Raw genomic sequence first — 25,230 nt, forward strand, 5'->3', positions numbered from 1 at the left:
GCGTGAAGGACCGCTTCAACCCCTTGCCTTCGCTTTCAAAGGGGTGAAGGATGCGCCACCTTCAAAGGGTGCGTTGCCGCGCCCGGATGCTTTAAGGGCCTCATGATCGGTCTTCTTCTCGTCACCCATGGCAATCTCGCGTTGGAGTTCAAATCCGCGCTGGAACATGTCGTCGGGCCGCAATCGCAGCTCGAGACCATCTGCATCGGCCCAGATGACGATATGGAAGCGCGCCGCAGCGATATCGTTCAGGCGGCCGAGCGCGCCGACACCGGCAATGGCGTGATTGTCCTCACCGACATGTTCGGCGGAACACCCTCCAACCTTGCCATTTCGATCATGGACGATGCCAAGGTCGAGGTCCTTGCCGGCGTCAATCTGCCAATGCTGGTGAAGCTTGCCAGCATTCGCGGCGATATGGTGATGGCCGACGCGGTCGCTCATGCCAGCGAAGCGGGCCGCAAATACATTTCGGTGGCCAGTCAGATCTTGGATGCCGGATGAGCGAAGCCGCTGAAACCCAGATTCCCCCAGCCCCGCATGCCCAGACCGGCCGCGTCTTGACGATCCGCAACAAGCGTGGCCTTCATGCCCGCGCGTCGGCCAAATTCGTGCAATTGGCCGAGAGCTTCGATGCGGAGATCACAGTGACCAAGGGTGAGCAGTCGGTAGGCGGTACCTCGATCATGGGATTGATGATGCTGGCCGCCGCGCCTGGATGCGACATCACCGTCGATGCCACCGGACCGGACGCTGACAAGGCGTTGTCGGCGGTGTGTGCCCTTGTTGATGATGGCTTCGGCGAAGAAGACTGATCGGGTTTTTAGGCGCGGGCGAACACATGCGCCGCGACGGCCAGATCTTCTGCAGCCGTGCCGACGGATTTGAACAGGGTGGTCTGATCGTAAAACCGTCTACCGGCCCGTTCACCGCGGCAAAGGTCGAACAAATCGCCTGCCACATCATCAGCCGAGAACCGACCCTCTTCGATCGGGATGGCCAGGTCACCGGACTCCTTCAAGGCACCCTCGCGCGTATCGCAGAAGACGCGTGCCTTGGTGATGGCGTGGCTGTCACTCTCACGCATCGTTGGCTTGAATGCGCCGACCAGATCAACATGCTGGCCGGCCGACAGCCACATACCCTCTATCAGCGGCACCTCACTCATGGTTGCGCTGGAAACGATATCGGCGCCGCGAACAGCCCCTTCCAGATCATCGGTGACCGCGATGCGGGCAGGGATATCGGACAACCGACTGGCCACCTTTTCGGCGCGCTCCGGTGACCGGTTCCAGATCAGCACATGCTCGATCGGCCGCACCGCGCAATGGGCGCGAATGAGGTAGGGTGCAAGCGCACCGGCGCCTATCATCAAAAGCCGTTTGGAGTCGGTGCGTGACAGATAGGATGAGGCCAGCGCCGAGGCCGCAGCCGTTCGCCAGAGTGTGAGTGCCTGGCCGTCGAGCAGCGCCAGTGGCACACCGCTTTCCCCCGATAAGAGCAGATACGCGCCGACAACGCTGGGCAAATTGCGCAGCTTGTTGTCGGGCACGACCGACACCACCTTCACGCCGGTGTAACCCTTGGCCGAACTGCCCTGGCCAACAAAGTCGGTCCAGGCGGGCATGATCAGAAGCGTTGAATCGGGCGCATCGCCCGGCCGTTCGATGGTGTGATGATGGCGCAGGGGTGCGATTGGCGGACGCCTGAACGTTTCGCGCAGCGTCTCCACCAGGTCACGAAAATCAGCGACTTCGGCGATATCAGCGGCTGTGATGATCCGCATGGTCTAGTCGCCCGTCAGTTCAAGGACGACGGGAGCGTTAGCGCAGGGATGCTGGGCTCGGTAAGGCACGGGCGCCGGAAAGCTTGTTCAGCTGTTCTTTCTGCACATCGCGTTCGCGGGCGAGTTTGGTGGCTTCCACCTTCTTCTGGCGGGCTTCTTTGCGGTAAGCGCCCTGGGTGAACCAGGTTGCGATGCCGCCGATCAGAACGCCGAGAATGAGCGCGGCAAACAGCGCCACGAACAAAGGCACATTGACGGCAAACCAAGGTGCGTCGGTTGCCACAGGATCGAGCGAAATTTGCACCGACTGACGGTTGGCAACGCTGAAGACAATCAGCACGACCGCGAGCGGCAGAACGATCAAGACAGTCCAGAGGCGACTGGCAAGCTTACCCAGCATCAAGCGCCCTCATCGCCGGGGTTGAGTCGCTGGCGCATTTCTTTTCCGGTCTTGAAAAACGGTACCGCCTTGGCATCCACCTGCACTTGTTCGCCGGTGCGTGGGTTGCGGCCAACACGCGCCGGGCGATGCTTCACCGAGAACGCGCCAAAGCCGCGCAGTTCGACCCGGTCGCCACGTGCAAGCGCATCGGACACCGTATCAAGAATAGCTCCGACGACGTTTTCAATATCGCGCTGGTAAAGATGGGGATTACGCTCAGTAATGCGCTGAATAAGCTCTGATTTGATCACACCATCATCCTCGTGCCGCCTCAAAAAGCCCGGTATGCCCGGAAATCTGCGTCATCGACCGTGCCAAAGCGACAGGATGCCGTCAAGCAGCATTGCATCGCGCATGGCATCGCGAATGCCTTCTGCATCGACGGTCACTGCGCCGCCTTGACCAAGCGCAATACGCGCCAAGGCCGTCGGTCCTGCAAAAGACATGGGCCGTTCAGGCGCCCGATCGAGCACATCCATCTCACTGTCGATGTCATGGTTGGCAGCCAGATAGGCAATGGCCTCATCTTCCCCGCCGACAGTATCGACAAGACCGACCTCGACGCCGCGCGCACCAGTGAAGGTCGTGCCTTCAAACCCACGGATGACCGCGCCATCAATGCCGCGTCGCTCTTCGATCTGGTCGACAAACCAATCGAAGTTGTCGGCGATCAGCCGCTCTAGTTCAGCGAGCGCTTCCTCGCTTGGCGGCGAAAAGATCGAGGGCTGCGCTTTCAGCTCGCCAGACCGCACCTCATACATGTTCACACCGACCGTATCGAGCAGTTGGGAGACATCAGGAAACTGCGCGACCACGCCTATCGATCCGACGATGGAACCGTTGCGGGCGACGATGTGTTCGCCGGCACTGGCCGCCAAGTAAGCAGCCGACGTGCCGATGCCTTCAATGACGGAAACCAGGGGCTTGGCTTGGCCAAGTTCACGCAGATGTGAATAAATGGTCTCGCCGGCGACCGCGATACCGCCGGGCGAGTTGATCTCTAGGATGACGGCTTTGACGTCGTCATCGTCTTCCAAATCTTCCAGGAGATCGACGAAAGCATCGTCAAAATCGATGAAGCCGTCGAGCTCAACGCGGGCAATGTGTTCGCCTCGTCCGTCAAGCCGCTCGAACAGCCCGGTGGTTTGACCGATGACCGCGAGCACCAAACCAACCAAAAACAGCACCGCCAAGACTCGCCAAAAGCTGCGCGAGCGGCGCAGGCGGCGACGTTCCACCAATGCTTCAGCGGTCAAGCTGTCCATGCTCATAGGTGATGAACTCCGTATGCGATGGCCGACAATTGGGATGGTGTGCGTTGGCTAGCAGCTTGCCATGGCCGCAACAAGACCGTGGCACTGCGCAAAAACCGCGCAAGAAAAAAGCCGGACCACACGGGCCCGGCCTTCAAATGCATTGTCAGACCAGCGAGGCTTAGTCGTTCTTGTCGTCGTCGCCTTTCAGCGCGGCACCGAGAATATCGCCGAGCGATGCACCGGAGTCCGAAGACCCGTACTGTGCCACGGCTTCTTTTTCCTCGGCGATTTCCAGCGCCTTGACCGACACCGATACGCGGTGGGTCTTGCGGTCGAACTGGGTCACACGCGCATCGAAGCGGTCGCCGACCGAGAAACGGTCCGGACGCTGATCGTCGCGATCGCGGGCCAAATCGGAACGACGAACGAAGGCGGTCAGATCGGTATCGACGATCTTCACTTCCACGCCATTGTCCTGAACCACGGTCACCTCACAGGTCACCACAGCGCCACGGCGCACCGTGTCGGACGCGGCGTCGAACGGATCATCGCCAAGCTGCTTGATGCCAAGCGAAATGCGCTCTTTATCGGTGTCGACATCAAGAACCTGGGCACGGATCATCTGACCGCGCTCATACTCTTCGATGACGTCTTCGCCCGGACGGTTCCAGTCGAGATCCGACAGGTGGACCATGCCGTCAATGTCGCCTTCCAGGCCAACGAACAGACCGAACTCGGTCTTGTTCTTCACTTCACCTTCAACGATCGAACCGGCGGGGAATTGCTCAGCGAACGAATCCCATGGGTTGGACAGGGTCTGTTTCAGACCAAGCGAAATGCGGCGCTTGTTGGGGTCGACTTCCAAGATCATGACATCCACTTCCTGGCTGGTGGAAACCAGCTTGGACGGGTGAACGTTCTTCTTGGTCCAGGACATTTCCGACACGTGGATCAGGCCTTCAATACCTGGCTCCAGCTCAACGAATGCACCGTAATCGGTGACGTTGGTCACGCGGCCTGTCATACGGGCGCCAGCTGGGTATTTGGCTTCGATGCCATCCCACGGATCGGCTTCAAGCTGCTTCATGCCTAGCGAGATGCGGTGCGTTTCGTGGTTGATACGCACGATCTGGACTTTGACGGTCTGACCGATGGAAAGAACTTCCGAAGGATGGTTCACGCGGCGCCATGCAATGTCGGTGACGTGCAAGAGACCATCGATGCCACCCAGATCGACGAACGCGCCGTACTCGGTGATGTTTTTCACGATACCATCGATCACCTGACCTTCGGCCAGATTCTGCACCAGCTCCTGGCGCTGTTCGGCACGGCTCTCTTCGAGCACCACGCGGCGGGAAACGACGATGTTGCCGCGACGCTTGTCCATTTTCAGGATTTGGAACGGCTGCGGCGTGTTCATCAGTGGCTGGATGTCACGCACGGGACGGATATCAACCTGGGAGCGGGGCAGGAAGGCCACGGCGCCATCGAGATCGACGGTGTAACCACCTTTGACCACATTGAAGATCTGACCGGTGACTTTCTCGTTGGCGTTGAACGCCACTTCCAGCTTGTCCCAGCTTTCTTCGCGGCGTGCTTTGTCGCGTGAGAGGACAGCTTCACCCATCGCGTTCTCGACGCGCTCCAGGTAAACTTCAACTTCATCGCCGACCGACAGGCCGCCATCTTTGGCGGTTGCGCCGAATTCTTTCAGCGGCACCCGGCCTTCGGTTTTCAGGCCGACATCGATGACGGCGAGATCTTTCTCAATGCCGATCACGGTGCCTTTGACAACGGAACCTTCAAGGACGTCGTTGCCGTCAAAGCTCTCTTCCAGGAGAGCTGCAAAATCTTCGTTCTCGAACGCGGCTGCGCTCGTGTCTGTCATAGCCATGTATGTCTTTTCTTTCCTGCGCCCGTTCGGCCCAAAAGCCGAAAATGGTTGGTGTTGGTTTCAGCCCATCCCGCAAGCCAGGACCCGACAATTTTCGGGCAACTGCACGATGCTAAGCGGTGGATGCGATGAAGCTCCAACCGGCTGGGGCGCGATAGGTGCAGGGCTTAACGGTGTAGGCCAGTGTATCGTTCGGTTAGCTTAGGCGTGTAGCTTGGTCGCCACAAAAGCCCGCGCGGCCTCGAACGCGGCGTCTATACCCAAGTTTGTGGTATCGAGCAACAGGGCATCGCTTGCCTGCGCCAAAGGCGCTTGTGCGCGGCCTGCATCGCGTGCGTCGCGCTTGGCGAGATCAACCTTGATCGCATCGAGTGTGACCGAGGGGTCTTTTTGCACGGCCTGGGCATGGCGGCGCTGCGCACGTGCTTCCAGGCTGGCGGTGATGAAAAGCTTGGCCGGCGCGTTGGGGCAAACCACGGTGCCGATGTCGCGGCCATCGAGCACGGCACCGGGATGGGTGCCAGCAAACGCGCGCTGGGCGTTGAGAAGCGCGGCGCGAACCGGTGGATGCACCGCCACCTTCGAGGCTGCCTCGCCAACATGGTGCTGCGCCAAAACGTTGGGATCGAGCTTTGTAAGGTCGAGCGATTTGGCGACCGTCTCGCAAGCCGCCCGATCGTCTAGGTCGCCACCGGATTCCAACATGGCAAGCCCGACCGCACGGTAGATCAGGCCGGTATCCAGGTGCTTCAGGCCGAAATGCTGCGCCAACTGTTTGGAAATCGTGCCCTTGCCGGACGCCGCCGGTCCGTCAACGGCGATGACGAGTGGGTCAGCCATGGTCAGTCGGCCGTGAGAAGGTTGCACCAAGGTCGCTCATCAATCCCTCAAAAGCTGGGAAGCTGGTGGCTATCACCCGTCCATCGTCAGCGGTGACGGGTTGTTGCGAGGCAAGGCCCATGACCAGGAAAGCCATGGCGATGCGATGATCGAGATGGGTCACAACCGTGCCGCCACCCGGCACGGCGCCTGCCATACCGGTCACCGTCAGCCAGTCTTCGCCATGCTCGGTCGCAACGCCATTCGCCCTCAGCCCGTCAACGACAGCGGCCAAACGGTCGGATTCCTTCACCCGCAGCTCGTGCAAGCCCGGCATATGCGTTTCGCCTTCGGCAAAGGAGGCGGCAACGGCAAGCACTGGGTATTCGTCGATCATGGACGGCGCGCGCTCAGCCGGCACGGTGATGCCTTTCAGCTTTGACATTCGGGCGGTGATGTCCGCCAGTTCTTCGCCGCCTTCGGTGCGGCGGTTGGTGATGGTGAGGTCGGCACCCATTTCCTGCAGCGTGGTGATCAGGCCGGTGCGCGTTGGATTGAGCATGACGTCTTGAATGACGACCTCGCTGTCCGGTGCAATCAGAGCGGCGACCAGGGGGAAGGCCGCCGAAGAGGGGTCAGCGGGTATGGTCACGTCTTGCGCTTGCAGCACCTTGCCGCCCTCAACCGTGATCGTCCGCGAACCGTCCGCATTCTCCTCAACGGTCAGATCACCGCCGAAGCCCTTGATCATCCGTTCGGAATGATCGCGGGTCGGGATCGGCTCGATAACGGTGGTCGTGCCTTCGGTGGAAAGCGCCGCCATTAGAACCGCCGACTTCACCTGCGCCGAGGGCATCGGCACAGTGTAAGTGATCGGCAAGGGCGTTTCGTTGCCACGGATGGTCAAAGGCAATAGCCCGCCATCGCGCGCCAGCACCTGGACCCCCATCTCCTGCAACGGATCGAGCACCCTTTTCATGGGCCGTTTGCGCAAGGATCCATCGCCGGTGAACGTGGACGCGAAGGGATAGGCAGCCGCCATGCCCATGATAAGGCGCACGCCCGTGCCGGCATTGCCGCAATCGATCACCTGTTCCGGTTCGAGCAAGGCTCCGACGCCAACGCCATCGACGGTCCAAACACCATCCTCGCCGCGGGCGATCTTTGCGCCGTACTGGCGCATCGCATCGGCGGTAGCGAGCACATCTTCGCCTTCCAGCAGACCGGAAATGCGCGTTGTGCCGCGCGCCAGCGTGCCAAGGATGAGGGCGCGATGTGACATCGACTTGTCGCCGGGCACGCGGACCGAACCGCGCAGGGCATTGGCGCGATGCGCGCGAAGGGGTTGCGGGCCGCCGGATGCGTCCATGAAAAAGCCTCGAAGGTTGGCAGATCAGAGTCTTGACTTGGCCTGCAATGGCAAAGCGCGAGGCCTTATGACAAGCCTGATCGGCCGGTGCAATTGTCTGGCAGAGATTGATCTTGCACTTTTCGGCTTTGACTTGGCGTGTAAACCATGTCTATCACGCCGTTCCATTCGGCGGGCGTACAGCCCAGCACACAATAACACTTAGCGACATACAATGAGGTTCTGGCGTGGCCAAACAACAGCTGGGCACAAAACGCATCTGCCCTGAGACCGGCAAGAAATTCTATGATCTCGGACGTGATCCGGTGGTCTCGCCCTATACGGGCACCTCTTATCCGCTTTCGGCCTTCGATCTGACGAAAAAGACGACCAAGCCGGCAGAAGAGGAAGAGAAGACCGAAAAAGAAGAAACTGAGACCGTCGACAGCGAAGATACCGGCGACGTTGAAGTTGTATCGCTGGAAGAAGCAGAGCCCAAAGGCACGCTTGATGACGACGATGATGACGATGATGATGACAATGCCGACGTCATTCCCGACATCGACACGACCGACATCGATGGCGATGATGCCGTCAGCGAAGACGATGACACGTTCCTGGAAGATGACGACGATGACGCCGATCCGGCTGTCGCCGTTATTCCCGGCCGGGACGATGACGACACCTAGGTCGGCTGCGCACTGTCCTTGACGAACGGACCAGGTTGGGGTGGCGAAAACTGTGCCTTGCGCTGTGCATTGGCCGGTTGACCACCCTTAAAGCCTGACGTAAAGACGCCAAATACGCCCGCGCCGGAATGCTGATTGGCAGTCACTGCGCGGACCCATATGGGGCCATAGCTCAGCTGGGAGAGCGCTTCGCTGGCAGCGAAGAGGTCAGGAGTTCGATCCTCCTTGGCTCCACCATTTTCCGTAGACCATTCGACTCTCCTGCCGTCCGCTCTTTGCGTGGTCAGCGCTCGCCGCGTCGGTAGGGTACCATCAGGGCTTCGGGGACTTGTGCGCGGCGGGCGACCAAGATGAGCGCGGCGATCGACAGCAGATAAGGTGCCATCAGGAACAGCTGGTAGGGCACGCCTTCGACCACGGTCTGCAAGCGCAATTGGAAGGCGTCAAAGAGCGCGAACAACAGCGCGCCGATCAGCGCTTTGCCAGGTCGCCAGGACGCGAAGACCACCAACGCGATGCAAATCCAGCCGCGACCCTGCACCATGTCAGGGAAGAAGCTGTTGAACGCTGCCATGGTCAAAAACGCGCCGCCGACCGCCATCAGCGCTGACCCGGCCATCACCGCGCCGATACGAATCATCAAGGGGTCCAGGCCCTGCGCATCGACGGCATGGGGGTTCTCGCCGGTCATGCGGATCGCCAGGCCGAGCGGCGTGCGTGCCAGGACATAGGCCATGATCGCCACGCAGGCGAGCGCCAGATAGGTCGGCGCGCTTTGCTGAAAAAGCACCGGGCCAACAAACGGCAGTTCTGAAAGCCCCGGAATAAAGATCGCTTGAAAAGGCTCAATGGTCGGTGGCAGGTCGCCGACCTCCACGATCAAGCGGTAGAGGAAATAAGAGAGCGAAGCCGCGAAGAGCGTGATCCCCAGACCCGAGACATGTTGGGAGAGACCAAGCGGCACCGTCAGCATGGCATGCAACAAGCCCATCAGCGTGCCCGACAGCGCGGCTACCAACAGGCCCGTCCAAAGGTCCGCGCCGAGAAAAACCGTCAACCACCCAACCATGGCTCCCATGGTCATGATGCCTTCAATGCCGAGATTGAGGACGCCGGCGCGTTCGCAGAGCAGCGCACCGAGCACGCCGAAGATCAATGGCGTGGCGATACGCAGAACTGCCGCCCAAAGGCTCGCGCTGGTGAGAATGTCGATGGCCTCGCCCATGCCGCCTACCTCCTGATCCGGTAACTGGCGAAAAGCAGCGCCACCAGCATGCACAAAAGGCTGACCGCCATGATGACGTCGGCGATGAAGCTCGGTACGCCGGTTGCCCGCGCCATGGCATCGGCGCCAACAAAGATGGTGGCGACGAAGACCGCTGCCGCCACCACGCCTATCGGATGCAACGCGGCTAGCATCGCGACAACGATACCGGAATAGCCAAAGCCGGGTGACAGGGTGGTAGTGACATTGCCGGTCACGCCGAGAACCTCAACGGTGCCGGCAAGCCCTGCCAAGCCACCTGACAGCAAGGCGGTGCCCATGATGGTGCGTGGCAGCGAAATGCCGGCGAAGGATGCAGCCCGGGCATTCAGGCCAGCAGCTTTGCTTTCCATGCCGAAAACCGTGCGCTCAAGGACAAGCCAGACAATGGCGGCCGCGGCGATAGCGATCAGCAGCCCGACGTGAAGGCGGGAACGGTCGACAAGATCGGGCAGTCGCAAGGATCGTTCGACTGGCACCGACTGCGGCCAACCGAAGGCAAGCGGGTCGCGCATCGGCCCCTCGATCATCAAGCCGACGAACAGCAGAACCACAAAGTTGAGGAGCAGCGTGGTGACGACCTCGTCGATACCGAAGCGCAGACGCAGAAAGGCTGGTCCGGCAAGTAGGGCCGAACCGGCCAGCATGCCAAAAAGGATGATAATGCCAAAAGCGAGCGGCGTTGGAAGGCCGACAACGATCGAATGTCCGAGCCAAGCGGTCATCAACGCGCCGAGATAGAATTGGCCCTCCCCGCCAATGTTCCAAAGCTTGGCGCGAAAGGCGACGGCTGCGGCCAGACCGGTCAGGATAAGCGGCGTGGCGCGGGTCAGCGTTTCAGTGATGGCAAGGCGCGACCCAAAGGCTCCATCCAGCATGTGACCATAGGCCGTCAGCGGATTGACCTCTGCCAAGGCGATCAGGCCGGAGCCAAGTATCAGGGCCACGAGTATCGCAGCCAATGGCGCCGTCAACACCAAGCCAAGCGGCACATCGGTGCGTCGTTCAAGCCGCATCGGCTTCGCCCCACATGCCCGCCATCATCAGACCAAGCCGCTCGGCACTGGCCTCCTCGGCGGTGATCGGCGCTGAAAGCCGGCCTTTCAGAATTGCCTGAATGCGATCCGACAGCGCGGTCGCCTCCTCCAATTCCTCGGAGATGAGAAGGATGGCCGCACCCTCCTTGCGGGCATTGAGCAGATGCTCGTGCACGGCGGCAATCGCACCTTCATCCAGCCCCCGCGTCGGTTGGTTGGCAATGATAAAACGCGGGCCTGCAGCCAGAACGCGTGCCAGGATCAGCTTTTGCATATTGCCGCCGGATAGAAGCCGTGTTCGCGTCTGCGGTCCGGCACCGCGCACATCGAACCGCTCGATGAGATCAGTGGCATGGGCTTGACCTGCCCCGCGTCGCACAAAGCCGCGCCTGGCGAAGCGGTCGGTCTTGATTTGCTCAAGCACCATATTTTCCCAAACAGCAAATTCGCCGACCATGCCTTCGGCGTGCCGATCTTCAGGAATGCGGCCAATGCCAGCCTCGACAAGCTGGCGCGGGGTAAGCGTTGCCATGTTGCGCGGCGCATCGCTATCACCGGCATAGAGCACCTCGCCGTCGCTCGGCGCGGTCAGGCCCGATAGGAGCGCCCCTAGCGCCGACTGGCCATTGCCGGAGACGCCGACAATGCCGAGAATCTCGCCCGCACGAACCTCGAAATTGATCGCGTCCAGCGTCCGCTCGCCCGGCGGCCCAAAGCTGACATTGCGGGCCGATATCACTGGCGCGCCAGCGGCCTGACTTTCGCGTTTTGGCCGTGCGACTTGGCGCCCGACCATCAGCGCGGCCAGTTCAGCAGGGTTGGTTTCAGCGGTCTTGCGCTCAGCGACAACCTTGCCGCCACGCAACACCGTCACCCGGTCGGAGCCCGCCATCACCTCGTGGAGTTTGTGCGAGATGAAGATAATCGAGAGTCCTTTGGAGGCCATGTCGCGCAGCGTGAAAAACAGGCGTTCGGCCTCAGGCCGGGCAAGCACCGCTGTCGGCTCGTCGAGAATGAGAATGCGCGCATCGCGATAGAGCGCTTTGAGAATCTCCACACGCTGGCGCTCACCCACGGACAGGTCGGCGATGCGAGCGTGGGGATGAACTGGAAGACCAAACCGATCGGCTAGATCTTGCAGCTTTTTCTCTGCCGCTTCACGCCCGCTGGTTAGCTTGGTCAGTGGCTGCGAGCCGAGCATGACGTTTTCAAGCACGGTCAAATTACCGGCCAGCGTGAAATGCTGGTGGACCATGCCGACACCAGCTTCGATGGCAGCGCGAGGCTTGCCGGGCGGCAGGGTTTCGCCCAACGCTTTCACAGAGCCTTCATCGGCGGTGTAGTGGCCGAAAAGGATGTTCATCAGCGTCGTTTTGCCGGCACCGTTTTCACCAAGCAGGGCGAGAATCTCACCCTCACCGAGCGTGATCGAAATCGCGTCATTGGCGACCAGCGGGCCGAAGCGCATGGTGATATCGGACAGCTCCAGGACCGGCGTGCCTTTGTGCAGGTTCATGACAGGCCCGCGATCGGATGGGGGAAGGCAAGCATCGGTGCCGCCGCCTCGAACGCGGCCGCAACGGCCAAAAGGTCTTCGTCTGACCCTTGCGGACCAAGAAGCTGCACGCCAAACGGCATTTCGTTAAGCATGCCGAACGGCAAAGCGATCGCTGGCAAACCACCGGCGTTTGCAAGGGCCACGTTGGGCGCGATTGCCTCCATCTGATCAAACCGCTCCTCTGGGTTCGTCTGATTGGGATCGAGCGCGCCAACTTTGGGCGGACCATCTGCGAGCACTGGGCAGAGGATGGCATCGACGTCGTCAAACAGCTGGTCGGCCAGATAAGTGAACCGCGCAATGTCCTTACTAAGCGTGTAGATATCTGTTGAGGCCAGCGCGCGACCTTCTTCGGCGATGGCGAAGGCGATGGGTGTCACGGCATCGCGTCCAAAGTCTTCAAGGGCAAACCAGTTGGCAAGACCCACCCGGAACACGGTGCGGGCCAGGCTATGCGCTTCAAGGCCGAGGCTATCAAGACTTGGGCTTACAGTGGTTTCATAGCCGAGCGACGTCAGAAGCCTGGCTGCGTCTTCGGTCTGCGCGTTGGTGGCGTCAGAGTAGCGCGAAGGTGTCGCTAACGCGATGCGTTTCACCGAACGCTCGCTGCGTCCGCGGTTGGTTTTGACCGCATTGAAGGCGGTGGTGACATCACGGACACTTCGGGCAAGCACAAGTTGCGAGGCAATACCCATCAGATGATTGAGGAACGATGGCCCGCCAGGACTGCGATCGCGCGAGGGTTTCAGGCCAATCAATCCGCAGCAGGCAGCGGGTACGCGAATGGAACCTGCCGCATCGGTGGCATGGGCGATGGCGACGATGCCGGCCGCTACGGCCGCCGCCGCGCCGCCCGACGAGCCGCCGGGTGAATAGTCCAGATTCCAAGGGTTGCGCGCCGGTACCGCCTCTGGTGGCTCGCTGGTCAGAGCCAATCCAAACTCGGGCACCGTCGTCAAGCCGAAGGGCGACAGCCCGGACGCACGAAACCGGACGAAAAGATCATCATCCTCGTCGGGATCGCAATTGCGTTCGCGCAGCACGGGATTGCCCGCTGCTGGCGCCAGGCCACGGGCATGGGCGCCGAGATCTTTGGCGAGAAACGGAACACCGTGAAAGGGGCCACGCCGCTCGGGAGGGCAAGCGTCGGCCAGGCGGGCAGCCTCTCGCCCAAATTCGGGTTCGATCCTTGCGACAGCGCCGAGCGCGGCGTGCGCCTGCGCAGCTTCCAGCGATGCTTCCATGCAGGCCGAGGCTGAGAGGGTCCCCGCCGCAATGTCTGCGGCGAGGGATGTCGCATCGTTCAAGACGAGAAACCTTAGGACGGTTCGTCTGCGTCAATCGGCACGTCGAAGTCACCGGCAACGATCATCGCCTGTTTCGCTTCCATCGGCGGGATGGCCTCGGCCGGCACCATATCAGCGACATAGATAAGCTCATTGCCGCCATGCTTCATGAACGAGAACTCGGTGTAATCCTTGCCGACAGGATTGCCAGCGATCACATCGGCGACGATCGCATCGATAGTCGGACCGTAGTTCCAGATGGCGTTAGCAAACACCGTCTCGGGGTAGCGCGGCGTGTAGTCGATCAAGGATCCGATGGCCTTGATGCCGCGCTCTTCGGCGGCGTCGGCGGTACCGATACGCTCGCCGAACAGAATGTCCGCGCCAGCGTCGATCTGTGCAATCGCCGCTTCCTTGGCGCGTGCTGGATCGAACCAGGCACCAATGAAGCCATTCAAGAACGTTGCGTCCGGGTTCACTTCGCTCACACCCATGCGGAAGGCGTTGATGAGCAGGTTGACCTCAGGAATCGGGAACCCACCAACAGATCCAAATGTGTTGGTTTCCGACATCGTGCCGGCCAGCATGCCGGCCAGGTACGCCGCCTCATGGTTTCGTGTGCCGAAGACGCCGAAATTGTCGCCAACTGGCCCGCCGGACGAGCCCATCAGGAAGGCGACGTCGGGATAATCGGCGGCCACTTCGCGCGCTTCGTTTTCCACTGCATAGCTCTCGCCCCAGATCAGCTGAACGCCGGACTCGGCATATTCGCGCATGGCGCGTGGGTAATCGCTGGGCGCGACAGATTCAGAAAACTCATACGTGATCTTGCCGGCTTCAGCCGCCTGCTGAAGCGCCAGATGGATGCGCGAGTTCCAGGCGTTCTCGACCGGGCTGTTGTGCACACCGGCAACCTTCACCGGGTCCATGGCGTAGGCGCCGCGCAAGATGGCGGGCATGGCAAGCGTCGACGCCGCACCAAGAAGCGCCGTGCGGCGGGTGATTTTGAAGGTCATGAGGTTTCCTTTCGTTGGGAGCAAGTCAGACAAATGGGGTCAGGACGGCGTGCCGTTTGCCGCTGGTGGGGCATAGGCGGCAGGGTCGAGGCTGGACGGACGACCAGCCAGATTAAGCGTGACCAGGCGTGGCGGCGTTTTGGAAATCACTTTGCCGTCGCGAATGACAACAAGCCGTGTCGGTTTCATGCGCACCGCCTCAATCGGATCGGTTGCTTGCAGCAGGACGCAGCTAGCCGTGCCGCCGACGCGCAATGTCGGGTCAGGCAGACCTATGGCAAGTGCGCCACCTCGGGTCACGCTGTCGAACGCCCACGCCATGCCTTCGCGCGATGTCATCGGAAGAGCATGCACGGCCATGTGAGCGACCTCCAGCATGTCGCCGGAACCGAGCGGATACCAAGGGTCCATGCAGCAATCCTGCCCAAAGGAGACATTCACGCCAGCAGCGCGCAGCTCAGGCACACGGGTAAGGCCACGGCGCTTGGGATAGGTGTCGGAGCGGCCTTGCAGGGTAATGTTGATCAGCGGATTGGGCACGATGTGCATGCCGCTTTCGGCGATCAGCGGAATGAGCTTGGAGACGTAGTAATTGTCCATCGAATGCATGGATGTGGTGTGCGAGCCAACGACGCGGTCGCCAAGCCCGAGACGCGTTGTCTCGGCTGCCAATGTCTCGATGTGGCGGGAGTTCGGATCATCGGTCTCATCGCAGTGGAGGTCGACGGGCAGTCCTCGCTCCGCGGCGATCTCGCAAAGCCTCGTCACCGAGGCGGCGCCATCGGCCATGGTGCGCTCGAAATGGGGAATGCCGCCGACAACATCGACGCCTTTGTCGAGTGCGCGCAGCAGATTTTGCTCGGCGTTCGCAGAGCGGAAGAGCCCGTCTTGCGGAAAGGCCACAAGCTGCAGATCGATGTAATGGGCAACCTCGCTGCGGACCTCAAGCAAAGCATCGACCGCGGTCAGGCTATCGTCGCAAACATCGACATGGGTACGGATAGCCAACAGCCCTTGCGAAACCGCCAAATCGCAGTAGCGCAGCGCGCGCTCCTTGACCGCTTCGACCGTCAGTTGCGGCTTCAGCTCGCCCCAAAGCGCGATGCCTTCCAACAGGGTACCGGAAACGTTGAGCCGCGGAATGCCGAGGCTAAGCGTCGCGTCCATATGGAAATGCGGGTCAACGAAAGGCGGTGCCAGGAGGTAACCGTTTCCGTCGATCTCGTTCTCCGCTTCGACCTTAAGGTCGGGCGCAATCTCGACGATGGTGCCGCTCTGGATCGCGACATCGACCAGTGTGTTTGGGCCTGCGTCATCACCAGCGATTGCGGAAAAGTCGGTCGGCTTGTGGAGCCGCGTGCGGCGCACGACAAGATCTAGCATTCAGCACCTTTACGGGTGGGTAACCGGCTAAGGGTCGCGCTTGGCGCGGGTGCTGTCAACTGCAGGACGCAGGGAAACGTGCCTAGTGCAAGAGCATGCACAGGGAATAAGCAGGGGCGCATGAATGGCCGTCAGACAACTGCTGACAGGGTACCGAACTGACTGCCTTCGAGAAAATGGGCAGCCAGGATCGGCTGGTAGGCCGCGCCCATCGCCGCCGCCGATCGACCGAGCTGACCGGCCTGGACCGCGATCGGCGATATTTCCTGCGTATCCAGCTCTTTGAGGGCGCTGCGCATGCGCGCGATCATCTCGTCCTTGATGGCCTGGGGAAAGCCACCATCGACCACGGCTTTGGCCACATCAACGACGGCGGCGGCCGAAACCGCCGCAGTGGCGAGTGCCCGCGCGGTGTGCGTGACCCAGGCATCGACACGCGGATTTGCCAAGCCCCACTCAGCGGAGTCGCTGCGCAGGCGTATGCCTTCACCGGCTTCAGCTGATAGGTCGCGCTCCAACATGTAGATCGAGGCGCTGTGGACTAGCTGGTTCGGCTGGGCATCGATATTGTCGACCATCAGCGTGCCGAATGCACCGGCATTGCCTGTCTTGCCAAAGAACACCTGCCCGCCAAGCACGACTCCACCGCCGACAAAGGCGCCGACATAAAAATACAAAAAGTCAGAAAGCGCCTGCGCCGCGCCGAACATCAATTCGCCGCTGCAGCCCATGCTCGCATCGTTGGCGAGCAGAACAGGCAGATCGGTGAAGGCCGCAAAGCTGGTTGCGAAATCATAAGCCCGCCACGCCGCCATCATCTCTTCGGGCGCACCGGCTGCATCGGCCTTTTTCCAAAGGCCAAACGGCGAGGCAACCCCGATGCCCACGATCCGGCTGCGCAAGTGGGCCGGCAGGGCCTTTCCAATGGACGCAATGCTTTCGTCCACGAAGGCGTCAATCATCTCCGGCAGGGGGTAGGCGTAGCGCGTGGCGCGGGTTGCGACGACCTCGCCAACCATGTTCATCAAGATGAGATCGGCGCCGCGCCGGCCAATGCGAAGCCCATAGGCGAGCGCACCTTCAGGGTTCAGCGACACCGGAATGGAAGGCTTTCCGACGCGTCCCTTTTGCGGGGTGCCGCGCAAAAGCATGCCGTCAGCTTGAAGCGATCGGGTGATGATCGAAGCGGTCTGCGCCGACAGTGACGTCAGGCGCGCGATCTGCGAACTGGCGACCTGCCCTTCGTTCTTCACCACCGAAAGAACCAGGCGCTCATTGTGGTTGCGCAACCGCGACGGGTTGGCCCCGTCGCCGCTGGCGGCGCTACGGCTCGGTGCTGTTCGCGGGCTTTGTTCCATTGCTTCCTCTGGACCCAGCCTAGGCAGTTTAATTATTAAATCAAGTTTACTTATTTATTGACGCGGGCCGGACCGTCTGCTTACCTTGGCGCTCATCTCGCGCCCAGACCGCCAGTTTGGTGCGGTGCGTGGTGGACCAAAAGGACCCAAGAAAAATGATCCTCGGGAGGAACCTATGAAGAACCTAATCGCAAGCACCGCCCTTGTTGCTGTCGCTGCCGCCGGTTTGGCTGGCACGGCGTCCATCGCATCGGCCGACAATCATGGCGATGTTTCGGCCTGCCTGATTACCAAGACCGATACCAACCCGTTCTTCGTGAAAATGCGTGAAGGTGCATCGGCGGCCGCTGAGGAGCTTGGCATTGAGCTGTCCTCCTTTGCTGGACGCATTGACGGTGACCATGAAACGCAGGTTGCTGCCATCGAGACGTGCATCGCCAACGGCGCGAGCGGGATCTTACTCACCGCGTCGGACACCTCAGCCATCGTGCCGGCCGTTCAGCAGGCGCGCGACGCGGGCATCTTGGTGATCGCGCTCGATACACCGCTGGAGCCGATTGACGCCGCCGACATGACGTTTGCAACCGACAATTTTCTCGCCGGTGAGTTGATCGGCCAGTGGGCGGCAGCCGCCTTAGGCGATGATGCTGCCGATGCGCGCATTGCCATGCTCGATCTTGCCGTTAGCCAGCCGACCGTTGGCGTGCTGCGCGATCAGGGCTTCCTGCAAGGCTTTGGAATCGACCTTGGCGATCCCAACCGGTGGGGTGATGAAAACGATCCCCGCATTGTTGGCAACGAGGTGACCGCCGGTAATGAGGAAGGTGGTCGCCGCGCGATGGAAAGCCTGCTGGCTGTCGATCCCACGATCAATGTTGTCTACACGATCAACGAGCCTGCTGCCGCTGGCGCCTTTGAGGCGCTGCGCGCCATTGGCCGCCAAGATGATGTGCTCATCGTTTCAGTCGATGGCGGTTGCCCAGGTGTCCAGAATGTCGCTGACGGCGTTATCGGTGCGACATCGCAGCAATATCCGCTACTGATGGCATCTCTCGGTATCGAAGCAATCGCCGAATGGGCGGCCAATGGCACGGCCCCGGCTGCGACCGAAGGCAAGGACTTCTTCGACACTGGCGTTGCACTGGTTACCGACAATCCTGTCGATGGTGTGGACAGCATCGACACCGCCGAGGGCATGGACCGCTGCTGGGGTTGATCTGACACCTGCCTTTGCAAGACACTTCGGCAAGAAGGCGGGCTTCGGTCCGCCTTTTTCAAACAAGCCAGGATCAACCTGGCATTGAAATTTAGGAAACGTGGGAGCTGGGATGTCACAGACCGACGACTACGAAGCCGCCGCCGGTGGCGCCGATGCGCAAGTTGCCGCCTTCACCGATGACCGCCGCGGGCTGCTGGGCACCATCCAGCACGCTCTGCACACCAACCCGGCTTTGGTGCCGCTGATCGTTCTGATCGCATCGATCATTATTTTTGGCATGCTGCTCGGGCAGCGGTTTTTCTCGCCCTTTGCTCTAACGCTCATTCTCCAGCAGGTGCAGATCGTCGGCATTGTTGCGGCGGCGCAGAGCCTTGTGATCCTGACCGCTGGCATCGATCTGAGCGTCGGTGCCATCGCGGTCATTTCCTCGGTGATCATGGGCCAGTTCGCTTTTCGCTATGGCCTGCCGCCGGAGATCGCAGTCGTCTGCGGCCTGGTGTTCGGCACGGCGATTGGCACCGTCAATGGCTGGCTTGTCGCGGTGATGAAATTGCCGCCCTTCATTGTCACGCTCGGCATGTGGCAGATCGTGCTTGCGGCCAACTTCCTTTACTCAGCCAACGAGACCATCCGCAGCCAAGACATCGCCGCTGACGCGCCCGTGCTGCAGTTGATGGGCAGCAGTTACAATGTTGGCGGTGCCATCTTCACGCTCGGCGTGATTTTCATGATCGTGCTTTTTTTGCTGCTGTCCTATGTGCTCAAACACACCGCCTGGGGACGGCATGTCTATGCCGTTGGCGACGACCCTGAGGCCGCACAACTGTCCGGCGTCAACGTCACCAAGACGCTGATCTCGGTCTATGCCGTCGCAGGCCTCATCTGCGCCTTTGCCGGATGGGCCATCATCGGCCGCATTGGCTCTGTCTCGCCCACATCGGGGCAATTGCTCAACATTGAAAGCATCACCGCCGTGGTGATCGGCGGCATCTCGCTCTTTGGCGGTCGCGGCTCGATCATGGGGGCATTTTTCGGCGCCTTGATCGTTGGCGTGTTCACGCTTGGATTGCGGCTCCTCGGCGCGGATGCGCAATGGACGTTCCTTCTCATCGGGGTGCTCATCATCGCCGCCGTGGCGGTCGATCAGTGGATCAGAAAGGTAGCCGCCTAATGGAACCGATCCTCAAAGCGCGCGGGCTGGTGAAGCGCTATGGCAAGGTCACCGCGCTCGACCATTGCGATTTCGATCTCTTGCCTGGCGAAATTTTGGCCGTCATTGGCGACAACGGCGCCGGCAAATCCTCGCTGATCAAAGTGATCTCCGGCGCCGTGGGACAGGACGCGGGCAAGGTGATGCTGGAAGGCAAAGAGGTGCGGTTTTCCTCGCCCATTCATGCGCGTGAGGCCGGCATCGAAACCGTCTACCAGACCCTTGCCATGTCACCGGCGCTCTCGATTGCCGATAACATGTTCATGGGCCGCGAGATCCGCAAGCCAGGAGTCATGGGCAGCCTGTTCCGTCAGCTTGATCGCAAGCAGATGGAAAAACTCGCCCGCGACAAGCTGTCGGAGCTCGGCTTGATGACCATTCAAAACATCAACCAAGCGGTAGAGACGCTGTCTGGTGGTCAACGCCAAGGCGTGGCCGTGGCGCGGGCTGCCGCTTTTGGGTCCAAGGTCATCATTCTGGATGAACCAACTGCGGCGCTCGGCGTGAAAGAAAGCCGCAAGGTGCTTGAACTTATCCAAGATGTGCGCAGCCGCGGTATCCCGATCATCCTGATCAGTCACAACATGCCCCACGTGTTCGAAGTGGCCGACCGCATCCATGTGCACCGGCTTGGCAAGAGATTATGCGTGGTGAAGCCGGATGACTTCACCATGTCGGACGCCGTGGCCTTCATGACGGGCGCCAAGAAACCACCTGAAGACGCCGTACCGCAGGCTGCCTGACTGGCCGCACCTGCTCGCTCAAGAAAGACCGGCTATGTCGGACGTGATCACCCGATTTGACGATTTGGTGGATGCCCTTGGCGATCCAGCGACCGACAAGCGGCGCCTTATCGCCATCGTCGGGGCGCCAGGCGGCGGGAAATCGACGTTGAGCGAGGCCCTGGCTGAGGCGCTTAATCAGCGCGACCCTGGTGCGGCGTCAATTCTACCCATGGACGGCTTTCATCTCGACGACGATGTGCTGCGCGCGCGAGGCCGCCTGGAACGCAAAGGCGCGCCTGACACCTTCGATGTTGGAGGCCTCGTTCATATGCAACGACGCTTGGCTACCAATGAGGAGGCCGAGATCGCCGTCCCGCTGTTCGACCGGACGCATGAGGTGTCACGTGCCGGCGCGCGGATCATTCCTAATTCGGTGAAGACCGTTCTGGTCGAAGGCAATTACTTGCTGTTGGCAGAACCCCCTTGGGATCAACTCGCCGCGTTCTACGATCTGACGGTACAAATCGATGTGTCGGAGGAAGTCTTACGTGCCCGTCTGGTTGAGCGTTGGCGCGAACACAAACTGCCAGAAGAGGTGGCGCGGCGGCGGATTGAAGACAATGATTTGCCGAACGCGCGCCTGGTGAAAGCAGCCTCTCGTCCGGCTGACATTGTTTTTCGGGAGGCTGCCACAGCCTTTGGAGCAACCGCCAGGTCGGTCGGTTGAGCGACAGAGCCGCTAGGCTGGACGACGTAAAAGAGCCGTCATCACCGCATCACGATGCTGCTTCTGTTGTTCTGTCGGATTGAGTTGGCGAAGCATACTCAAGGCTTCGATCCGTGATGCTTCCACAATCGCCTGCTCGGCACGCTCAGCCTTGCTGAAGAACCAGCCCTGGACGCCATGGCAACCAAGCTGGCGCACAAGTCTTAGCTCATCTTCAGTCTCGACGCCCTCGGCAATCACCCTCAAATCCAGTCCCTTACCAAGGCTGACAATGCCGCGAAGAAGCTTGCGTTTCTCAACGCTCTGGTGCGCCGAGGAGACGAAGGTACGGTCAATCTTCAACGCGTCGAATGGCAACTGATTGAGATAGCCGAGCGAGGAGTACCCCGTGCCGAAATCATCAAGCGCCAGTTGGATGCCGCGCTCTTTCAACCGCGTCAGTATTCCATTCAATCGGTCGATGCTTTCGGCCGCGAAGACGCTTTCCGTCAGCTCGATGCAGAGCAGTTTCGGATCGAGCTTGGAGCTTTCAAGAGCGCCGTCGATCACTTTTTCCAAGTCACCATGCCAGACCTGCGCGGCGGACACGTTGACGGCGATTGTGCGCGGCGGCAGTCCATCATCGATCCAGGCCTGCGCCTCGTTGCACGCGGTCTGCAGAACGAAGGCGCCGAGATCGGCGATGAGATGCGAGCTTTCGGCGATCGGCACGAACTGGCTGGGTGGAATAAAGCCACCGCCCCCCTTCGGCAACCGCAGCAAGGCTTCAAAGCCACCAACTCTGCCCTGTCGAATGTCAACCACGGGCTGGTAGTGCACCTCGAAACGCTCTTCATCGAGTGCTGATCGAACCTCGGTTGCCAGCGACAGCCGGGCACTCAGCGCCTCGCTGTAGCTGTCATCATAATAGGTTGTGCGCCCTCGGCCGCTTTCCTTCGAGGCGTAGAGTGCAAGGTCAGCGAACCTCAACAACTCATCGGGATCGTCGGAATGGACGGGCATGAGCGCAACGCCAACACTGGCGTTGGTGCGCACCGTGCCCAGCGACAAAGTTGCCGGATGACCCATGCTCTCAATGATGCGCGCGCACAGACAGTCGAGCGCCTGACGGCTGACATTGCCTTCCACAATGACCGCGAACTCATCACCGCCGAGGCGCGCGACGAAGTTCTCTTCGCGCACCACATTGGCAAGCCGGCGACCGACAATGCCAAGCAATTGATCACCGGCCTCGTGGCCAAGCGTGTCGTTGACCTCTTTGAAGTGGTCAAGATCGAGAAGGATCAATGCGGCGGTGTGATCGGCATTGCGCGCCGCATCGCTGATCCGCTTCAACTCGCGGGTAAACAGCGTGCGGTTGGCCAGCCCCGTCAAATTGTCGAAATAGGCGAGCTGCTCCAGTTCACGGGCCGCGGCGCGTTCTTTGGTGACATCCTGCATTGTGCCAAACAGCGCAAACGGTTCGCCCTTGGCGTCCCGCTCCAACGTGCATTGCAATTGCAGGTCGATTTGCGTGCCATCGCCTCGTTCCACGCGGAACGTATCGCTTTGGCGTGTACCGGTTTCGATCGCGCGATTGCGAAACTCTGCCAAGCGTTCACGGCTGCCGTCTATGTAACAGCGGCTGACATTCTCCACGGACATATCAAGTTTTTCGGGGTCAAAGCGCATTAGCTCGTAGCCACGTTCGTCCCACTCGACGGTCATGGTTTCGAGGCAAACACGCCAGCTGGCCAGCTTGCCAAGCCGTTGCGACTCCATCAAATCGCGCGACTTATGCTCGATGACGGCATAACTTTCTTTCAGGGCGCGATCAGCTTCTGCTTCGGCCGTGTCATCCTTGATGACGCCAACGACGCCAACAACTTCACCATCTGGCCCGAACTCAGCCTCCATGTGCACCAGCATGTCGATGATATCGCCGTTTGGCTTGCGGTATTGCGAGCGCGCTACCGTCGGCTCACCTTTCTGCCAAGTTCGCTTGAAAGCAGCGTGCTGCAGATTGTCTTCAATCGAAGTGCCCTCTGGCACGACGTCGCCTTCCTGGATCACCGACAAGGGTACGAACCCCTCTCTGCGATCCATGTCGTACATGTCGATGAGTTCCTGTGACATCCACAGGGGATCGGCCTCGGCATTAATCGCGCGCCAATGTCCCATCTTGGCGATCTTAAAAGACCTGGACAAAAGACCGGCGCGCTCATCCAGTTCCGCGCCAATACTGCCAACCGCCTTGGCCGCATCACGAGCCAGTGGACGAAAGATGAAGATCGCCACCAGAAGCACGAAGCTGAGCGCGATGAAGACCCAGATGCCGTGCACACGCATGGCCAAAGCCATCTCTTGTTCGGCGGTTTGGGTGTAGAGTTCAACGGCCTGATCGAGCCGAACAAGGAGCCCATTTTCTGCGTTCATACGCTGAAATTCAATGGCCTCACGGAACTCCTCCGGCGCGTTGGCAAACGCCTCATAGGTTCGAATGAAGCTCGCCACCATGTTTTCCAGCCCACGACCAGCGGGTGCGTAATGGTGGCGCAAAGCAGCGGTTGCTTGGGCAGGGGCCGGTTCGCCATCGCGGCCCTCCGTCAGATAGACGTGTGCCTCACGCATGCGCTCGACAGCCAGGCGAATATCGCGCAACGCGCGATTACGGCGATAGGCGTTCGTTTCAGAAAGAACGCGATCGGGAAGCAGTGCCAAGCGCTGCGATAACATGCGCTGCGAGGCAGCAACATTGATGATCTCACCTTGCTGGCGATTGACGTCGAGTATTTGATTGACTTGAAATGCGCCGATGATGATCGAGGCGGCGACCAAAGCCATGGCGGCAATGTATTGCCACGTATAGCGCCGGCGAAGCGCCACTTCATCATACGCAGAATCATCGTTCATGAAATAACGCCCTATTGTATCGCGCGGATACAATAACGTTATTTGTGTTGATCTAAGAAATGGTGAAGCGTCTCAACAATCAAAAATAAGGTTAGCTGATTTAGCGTTTAAGGTAAACAAATTCTTGTCTTTGAACTATCCAGAGTAGGTGCCGACGCTCTCGTCGAGAAAAGCATTGTTGGCCTTGCGGATTTCGGCCGCTGCGTCGTCGTAAAGGAACGGCAAGAACGCAAATCGCTGGCCACCCGTGATTGGTAAGGCCTCGTGTAACAATGAGCAGGAAAAGATCAGCGCGCCGCCGGTTGGTGGATTGTAGACCGTGTCGGAGTATTCAGGGAAGGTTACACCACCGCCTTCAAAGTCTTCAGCGTTGAGGTTGATCGAAACAGCGAAGCGACGATGGGCCGTCCCTTTGGTGGTGTTGTCGCGATGAGCCTTGAAATACCCGCCCGTGTCCGCGTCGTAGCAGCACACAATATACCGTTCCATGCGTGTCACTTTGAATTGGAACGCTTTTTCGATCTGCGGTGCAAGGCGCCAATAAATCCGATGCATCGCCGCCTCTCGCAGGCGCTCATCCTCAACTAGGCAGTCAAATCGCTTCTTGGCGGAGTTATCGAGTTCAACCAGCGTTTTACCGTCACGCTCGCGGGTAACGCCGGAGGCTTCTCCGCCATTGGCCCGGTAATAGTCCAAAAGCGAGTCACAAAAGTCCGGCTCAAACACCCGCGGCACCATCAAAACCGGAGCTGGCGTGGCAACACCGGCATGGTGCAGGGGGTCGCCGGTGGCCTCCAAGGTTGCCAGCGCCTGCTCGGTGTCGCTCGGAGCAAACGTTGCCATCACCCGCATAACCGGATCGACCAGAAACCACCCGGCCGGCATCACGCCGGCCTGTGGTTCTTGCGCTGCACCGGTGACGCCAAAAATGTCATGCAGGCCATTGGATTGATCGTGGAACACCAAAAGCGCCCCATCCAAAGCGATCAGAGCGCGCGTCTGCCGTGTCTCGGCGGCGTTGCTCGCCAGGGCGATGACGCGCTTCGCCGGATCGAACAGAGACTGCGCGCTTTCCATGGGAGCCAGCATGGCAGCGCAGTCTTTGGTGCCTTGTGGCGGCAGGAAGCCAACTAGGGTGTAGCGCCCTCCGAGCGACCCGAATGCAAACCGATCATTGGACCGGGTTGCCGAATAGCAAAGTGGCACGGCTTCTCCAAAGCGCAGCGTTCGCAGGCGCTTGGCTGGCTCGGTTTCAACGGATGGTTCGAGGGGACGGGCTGTCGCGGCGGCTGTCATTGGCGGGTCTTGGTCGCAAGGGTCA

General features: G+C 60.3%; 23 protein-coding genes and 1 tRNA gene. 8 read left to right on the forward strand and 16 right to left on the reverse strand.

What is annotated here, in order from left to right; translation table 11 throughout:
- The first annotated feature begins 102 nt into the window (after positions 1-102).
- Together JJ917_09600 and JJ917_09605 are read left to right on the forward strand one after the other, a co-directional pair.
- Positions 103-504: a PTS sugar transporter subunit IIA gene (locus tag JJ917_09600; GenBank protein ID MBO6699074.1), complete on the forward strand. Its 402-nt coding sequence runs from the start codon at positions 103-105 to the stop codon at positions 502-504.
- A complete protein-coding gene (locus JJ917_09605) occupies positions 501-815 on the forward strand; it encodes an HPr family phosphocarrier protein (GenBank protein ID MBO6699075.1) in 315 nt (104 codons plus the stop codon). Before JJ917_09600 ends, JJ917_09605 begins: the two co-directional genes overlap by 4 nt.
- A gap of 8 nt (positions 816-823) precedes the next feature.
- Here the strand turns inward: JJ917_09605 and JJ917_09610 are convergent, their stop codons facing one another.
- The 7 genes from JJ917_09610 to aroA form a co-directional block, all read right to left on the reverse strand.
- Positions 824-1,786 (reverse strand): ornithine cyclodeaminase family protein, encoded by a 963-nt coding sequence (locus tag JJ917_09610; protein MBO6699076.1) that lies wholly within the window; start codon positions 1,784-1,786, stop codon positions 824-826.
- A gap of 37 nt (positions 1,787-1,823) precedes the next feature.
- On the reverse strand, positions 1,824-2,186 hold the full coding sequence (locus JJ917_09615) for a LapA family protein (GenBank protein MBO6699077.1): 363 nt from the start codon (positions 2,184-2,186) through the stop codon (positions 1,824-1,826).
- A complete protein-coding gene (locus JJ917_09620) occupies positions 2,186-2,479 on the reverse strand; it encodes an integration host factor subunit beta (GenBank protein ID MBO6699078.1) in 294 nt (97 codons plus the stop codon). Before JJ917_09620 ends, JJ917_09615 begins: the two co-directional genes overlap by 1 nt.
- A gap of 51 nt (positions 2,480-2,530) precedes the next feature.
- Positions 2,531-3,499 (reverse strand): signal peptide peptidase SppA, encoded by a 969-nt coding sequence (gene sppA, locus JJ917_09625; GenBank protein MBO6699079.1) that lies wholly within the window; start codon positions 3,497-3,499, stop codon positions 2,531-2,533.
- A 163-nt stretch (positions 3,500-3,662) separates the two neighbouring features.
- Positions 3,663-5,372, reverse strand: a complete 1,710-nt coding sequence (gene rpsA / locus JJ917_09630; GenBank protein MBO6699080.1) for a 30S ribosomal protein S1 — start codon at positions 5,370-5,372, stop codon at positions 3,663-3,665.
- A gap of 207 nt (positions 5,373-5,579) precedes the next feature.
- Positions 5,580-6,218 carry a (d)CMP kinase gene (locus JJ917_09635; GenBank protein MBO6699081.1) on the reverse strand — a complete coding sequence of 213 codons (639 nt, stop codon included), beginning with the start codon at positions 6,216-6,218 and terminating at the stop codon, positions 5,580-5,582.
- The gene (gene aroA / locus JJ917_09640; GenBank protein ID MBO6699082.1) at positions 6,211-7,566 is read right to left on the reverse strand and encodes a 3-phosphoshikimate 1-carboxyvinyltransferase; all 1,356 of its coding nucleotides are present in this window, start codon (positions 7,564-7,566) and stop codon (positions 6,211-6,213) included. The genes JJ917_09635 and aroA overlap by 8 nt, the downstream gene beginning before the upstream one ends.
- 227 nt (positions 7,567-7,793) lie before the next feature.
- Here aroA and JJ917_09645 point away from each other — a divergent pair, with 227 nt between their 5' ends.
- Positions 7,794-8,234, forward strand: a complete 441-nt coding sequence (locus JJ917_09645; GenBank protein MBO6699083.1) for a TIGR02300 family protein — start codon at positions 7,794-7,796, stop codon at positions 8,232-8,234.
- Positions 8,235-8,395: 161 nt separating this feature from the next.
- Positions 8,396-8,471 (forward strand) — tRNA-Ala (locus JJ917_09650).
- A 46-nt stretch (positions 8,472-8,517) separates the two neighbouring features.
- Here JJ917_09650 and JJ917_09655 read toward each other — a convergent pair.
- The 7 genes from JJ917_09655 to JJ917_09685 form a co-directional block, all read right to left on the reverse strand.
- Positions 8,518-9,459, reverse strand: coding sequence for an ABC transporter permease (locus JJ917_09655; protein MBO6699084.1), 942 nt, complete (start codon positions 9,457-9,459; stop codon positions 8,518-8,520).
- Positions 9,460-9,464: 5 nt separating this feature from the next.
- On the reverse strand, positions 9,465-10,514 hold the full coding sequence (locus JJ917_09660; protein ID MBO6699085.1) for an ABC transporter permease: 1,050 nt from the start codon (positions 10,512-10,514) through the stop codon (positions 9,465-9,467).
- A complete protein-coding gene (locus tag JJ917_09665) occupies positions 10,504-12,051 on the reverse strand; it encodes an ABC transporter ATP-binding protein (protein ID MBO6699086.1) in 1,548 nt (515 codons plus the stop codon). The genes JJ917_09660 and JJ917_09665 overlap by 11 nt, the downstream gene beginning before the upstream one ends.
- Entirely contained in the window at positions 12,048-13,400 is a 1,353-nt protein-coding gene (locus JJ917_09670; protein MBO6699087.1) for an amidase, read from the reverse strand. The genes JJ917_09665 and JJ917_09670 overlap by 4 nt, the downstream gene beginning before the upstream one ends.
- Positions 13,401-13,411: 11 nt before the next feature.
- Positions 13,412-14,395: a BMP family protein gene (locus JJ917_09675; GenBank protein ID MBO6699088.1), complete on the reverse strand. Its 984-nt coding sequence runs from the start codon at positions 14,393-14,395 to the stop codon at positions 13,412-13,414.
- Positions 14,396-14,434: 39 nt separating this feature from the next.
- Positions 14,435-15,778, reverse strand: coding sequence for an amidohydrolase family protein (locus JJ917_09680; GenBank protein MBO6699089.1), 1,344 nt, complete (start codon positions 15,776-15,778; stop codon positions 14,435-14,437).
- Between the two features lie 131 nt (positions 15,779-15,909).
- A complete protein-coding gene (locus tag JJ917_09685) occupies positions 15,910-17,136 on the reverse strand; it encodes an ROK family protein (GenBank protein MBO6699090.1) in 1,227 nt (408 codons plus the stop codon).
- 175 nt (positions 17,137-17,311) lie between these two features.
- Between JJ917_09685 and JJ917_09690 the strand changes: the two genes are divergently transcribed.
- The 4 genes from JJ917_09690 (at position 17,312) to JJ917_09705 (ending at position 21,017) form a co-directional block, all read left to right on the forward strand.
- Positions 17,312-18,352, forward strand: a complete 1,041-nt coding sequence (locus tag JJ917_09690) for a sugar ABC transporter substrate-binding protein (GenBank protein MBO6699091.1) — start codon at positions 17,312-17,314, stop codon at positions 18,350-18,352.
- A 112-nt stretch (positions 18,353-18,464) separates the two neighbouring features.
- Complete coding sequence (locus JJ917_09695; GenBank protein ID MBO6699092.1) at positions 18,465-19,526, forward strand: ABC transporter permease; 1,062 nt, start codon at positions 18,465-18,467, stop codon at positions 19,524-19,526.
- A complete protein-coding gene (locus JJ917_09700) occupies positions 19,448-20,308 on the forward strand; it encodes a sugar ABC transporter ATP-binding protein (GenBank protein ID MBO6699093.1) in 861 nt (286 codons plus the stop codon). The genes JJ917_09695 and JJ917_09700 overlap by 79 nt, the downstream gene beginning before the upstream one ends.
- A 34-nt stretch (positions 20,309-20,342) precedes the next feature.
- A complete protein-coding gene (locus tag JJ917_09705; protein ID MBO6699094.1) occupies positions 20,343-21,017 on the forward strand; it encodes a nucleoside/nucleotide kinase family protein in 675 nt (224 codons plus the stop codon).
- A 12-nt stretch (positions 21,018-21,029) separates the two neighbouring features.
- On the opposite strand, the gene JJ917_09710 is transcribed toward JJ917_09705, so the two are convergent.
- Entirely contained in the window at positions 21,030-23,909 is a 2,880-nt protein-coding gene (locus JJ917_09710; protein ID MBO6699095.1) for an EAL domain-containing protein, read from the reverse strand.
- A gap of 135 nt (positions 23,910-24,044) precedes the next feature.
- Positions 24,045-25,205: a 2OG-Fe(II) oxygenase gene (locus JJ917_09715; GenBank protein ID MBO6699096.1), complete on the reverse strand. Its 1,161-nt coding sequence runs from the start codon at positions 25,203-25,205 to the stop codon at positions 24,045-24,047.
- Between the last annotated feature and the right edge of the window lie 25 nt (positions 25,206-25,230).

This window comes from Hyphomicrobiales bacterium (assembly GCA_017642935.1).
Lineage (GTDB): Bacteria > Pseudomonadota > Alphaproteobacteria > Rhizobiales > MH13 > MH13.

What these genes read in the sequence shown, in the direction of transcription:
- JJ917_09600 (MBO6699074.1), top strand. Translation starts at nt 103, where the DNA reads ATGATCGGTCTTCTTCTCGTCACCCATGGCAATCTCGCGTTGGAGTTC.
- JJ917_09605 (MBO6699075.1), top strand. Translation starts at nt 501, where the DNA reads ATGAGCGAAGCCGCTGAAACCCAGATTCCCCCAGCCCCGCATGCCCAG.
- JJ917_09610 (MBO6699076.1), bottom strand. Translation starts at nt 1,786, where the DNA reads ATGCGGATCATCACAGCCGCTGATATCGCCGAAGTCGCTGATTTTCGT.
- JJ917_09615 (MBO6699077.1), bottom strand. Translation starts at nt 2,186, where the DNA reads ATGCTGGGTAAGCTTGCCAGTCGCCTCTGGACTGTCTTGATCGTTCTG.
- sppA (MBO6699079.1), bottom strand. Translation starts at nt 3,499, where the DNA reads ATGAGCATGGACAGCTTGACCGCTGAAGCATTGGTGGAACGTCGCCGC.
- rpsA (MBO6699080.1), bottom strand. Translation starts at nt 5,372, where the DNA reads ATGACAGACACGAGCGCAGCCGCGTTCGAGAACGAAGATTTTGCAGCT.
- JJ917_09635 (MBO6699081.1), bottom strand. Translation starts at nt 6,218, where the DNA reads ATGGCTGACCCACTCGTCATCGCCGTTGACGGACCGGCGGCGTCCGGC.
- aroA (MBO6699082.1), bottom strand. Translation starts at nt 7,566, where the DNA reads ATGGACGCATCCGGCGGCCCGCAACCCCTTCGCGCGCATCGCGCCAAT.
- JJ917_09655 (MBO6699084.1), bottom strand. Translation starts at nt 9,459, where the DNA reads ATGGGCGAGGCCATCGACATTCTCACCAGCGCGAGCCTTTGGGCGGCA.
- JJ917_09660 (MBO6699085.1), bottom strand. Translation starts at nt 10,514, where the DNA reads ATGCGGCTTGAACGACGCACCGATGTGCCGCTTGGCTTGGTGTTGACG.
- JJ917_09665 (MBO6699086.1), bottom strand. Translation starts at nt 12,051, where the DNA reads ATGAACCTGCACAAAGGCACGCCGGTCCTGGAGCTGTCCGATATCACC.
- JJ917_09675 (MBO6699088.1), bottom strand. Translation starts at nt 14,395, where the DNA reads ATGACCTTCAAAATCACCCGCCGCACGGCGCTTCTTGGTGCGGCGTCG.
- JJ917_09680 (MBO6699089.1), bottom strand. Translation starts at nt 15,778, where the DNA reads ATGCTAGATCTTGTCGTGCGCCGCACGCGGCTCCACAAGCCGACCGAC.
- JJ917_09685 (MBO6699090.1), bottom strand. Translation starts at nt 17,136, where the DNA reads ATGGAACAAAGCCCGCGAACAGCACCGAGCCGTAGCGCCGCCAGCGGC.
- JJ917_09690 (MBO6699091.1), top strand. Translation starts at nt 17,312, where the DNA reads ATGAAGAACCTAATCGCAAGCACCGCCCTTGTTGCTGTCGCTGCCGCC.
- JJ917_09695 (MBO6699092.1), top strand. Translation starts at nt 18,465, where the DNA reads ATGTCACAGACCGACGACTACGAAGCCGCCGCCGGTGGCGCCGATGCG.
- JJ917_09700 (MBO6699093.1), top strand. Translation starts at nt 19,448, where the DNA reads ATGGACGTTCCTTCTCATCGGGGTGCTCATCATCGCCGCCGTGGCGGT.
- JJ917_09705 (MBO6699094.1), top strand. Translation starts at nt 20,343, where the DNA reads ATGTCGGACGTGATCACCCGATTTGACGATTTGGTGGATGCCCTTGGC.
- JJ917_09710 (MBO6699095.1), bottom strand. Translation starts at nt 23,909, where the DNA reads ATGAACGATGATTCTGCGTATGATGAAGTGGCGCTTCGCCGGCGCTAT.
- JJ917_09715 (MBO6699096.1), bottom strand. Translation starts at nt 25,205, where the DNA reads ATGACAGCCGCCGCGACAGCCCGTCCCCTCGAACCATCCGTTGAAACC.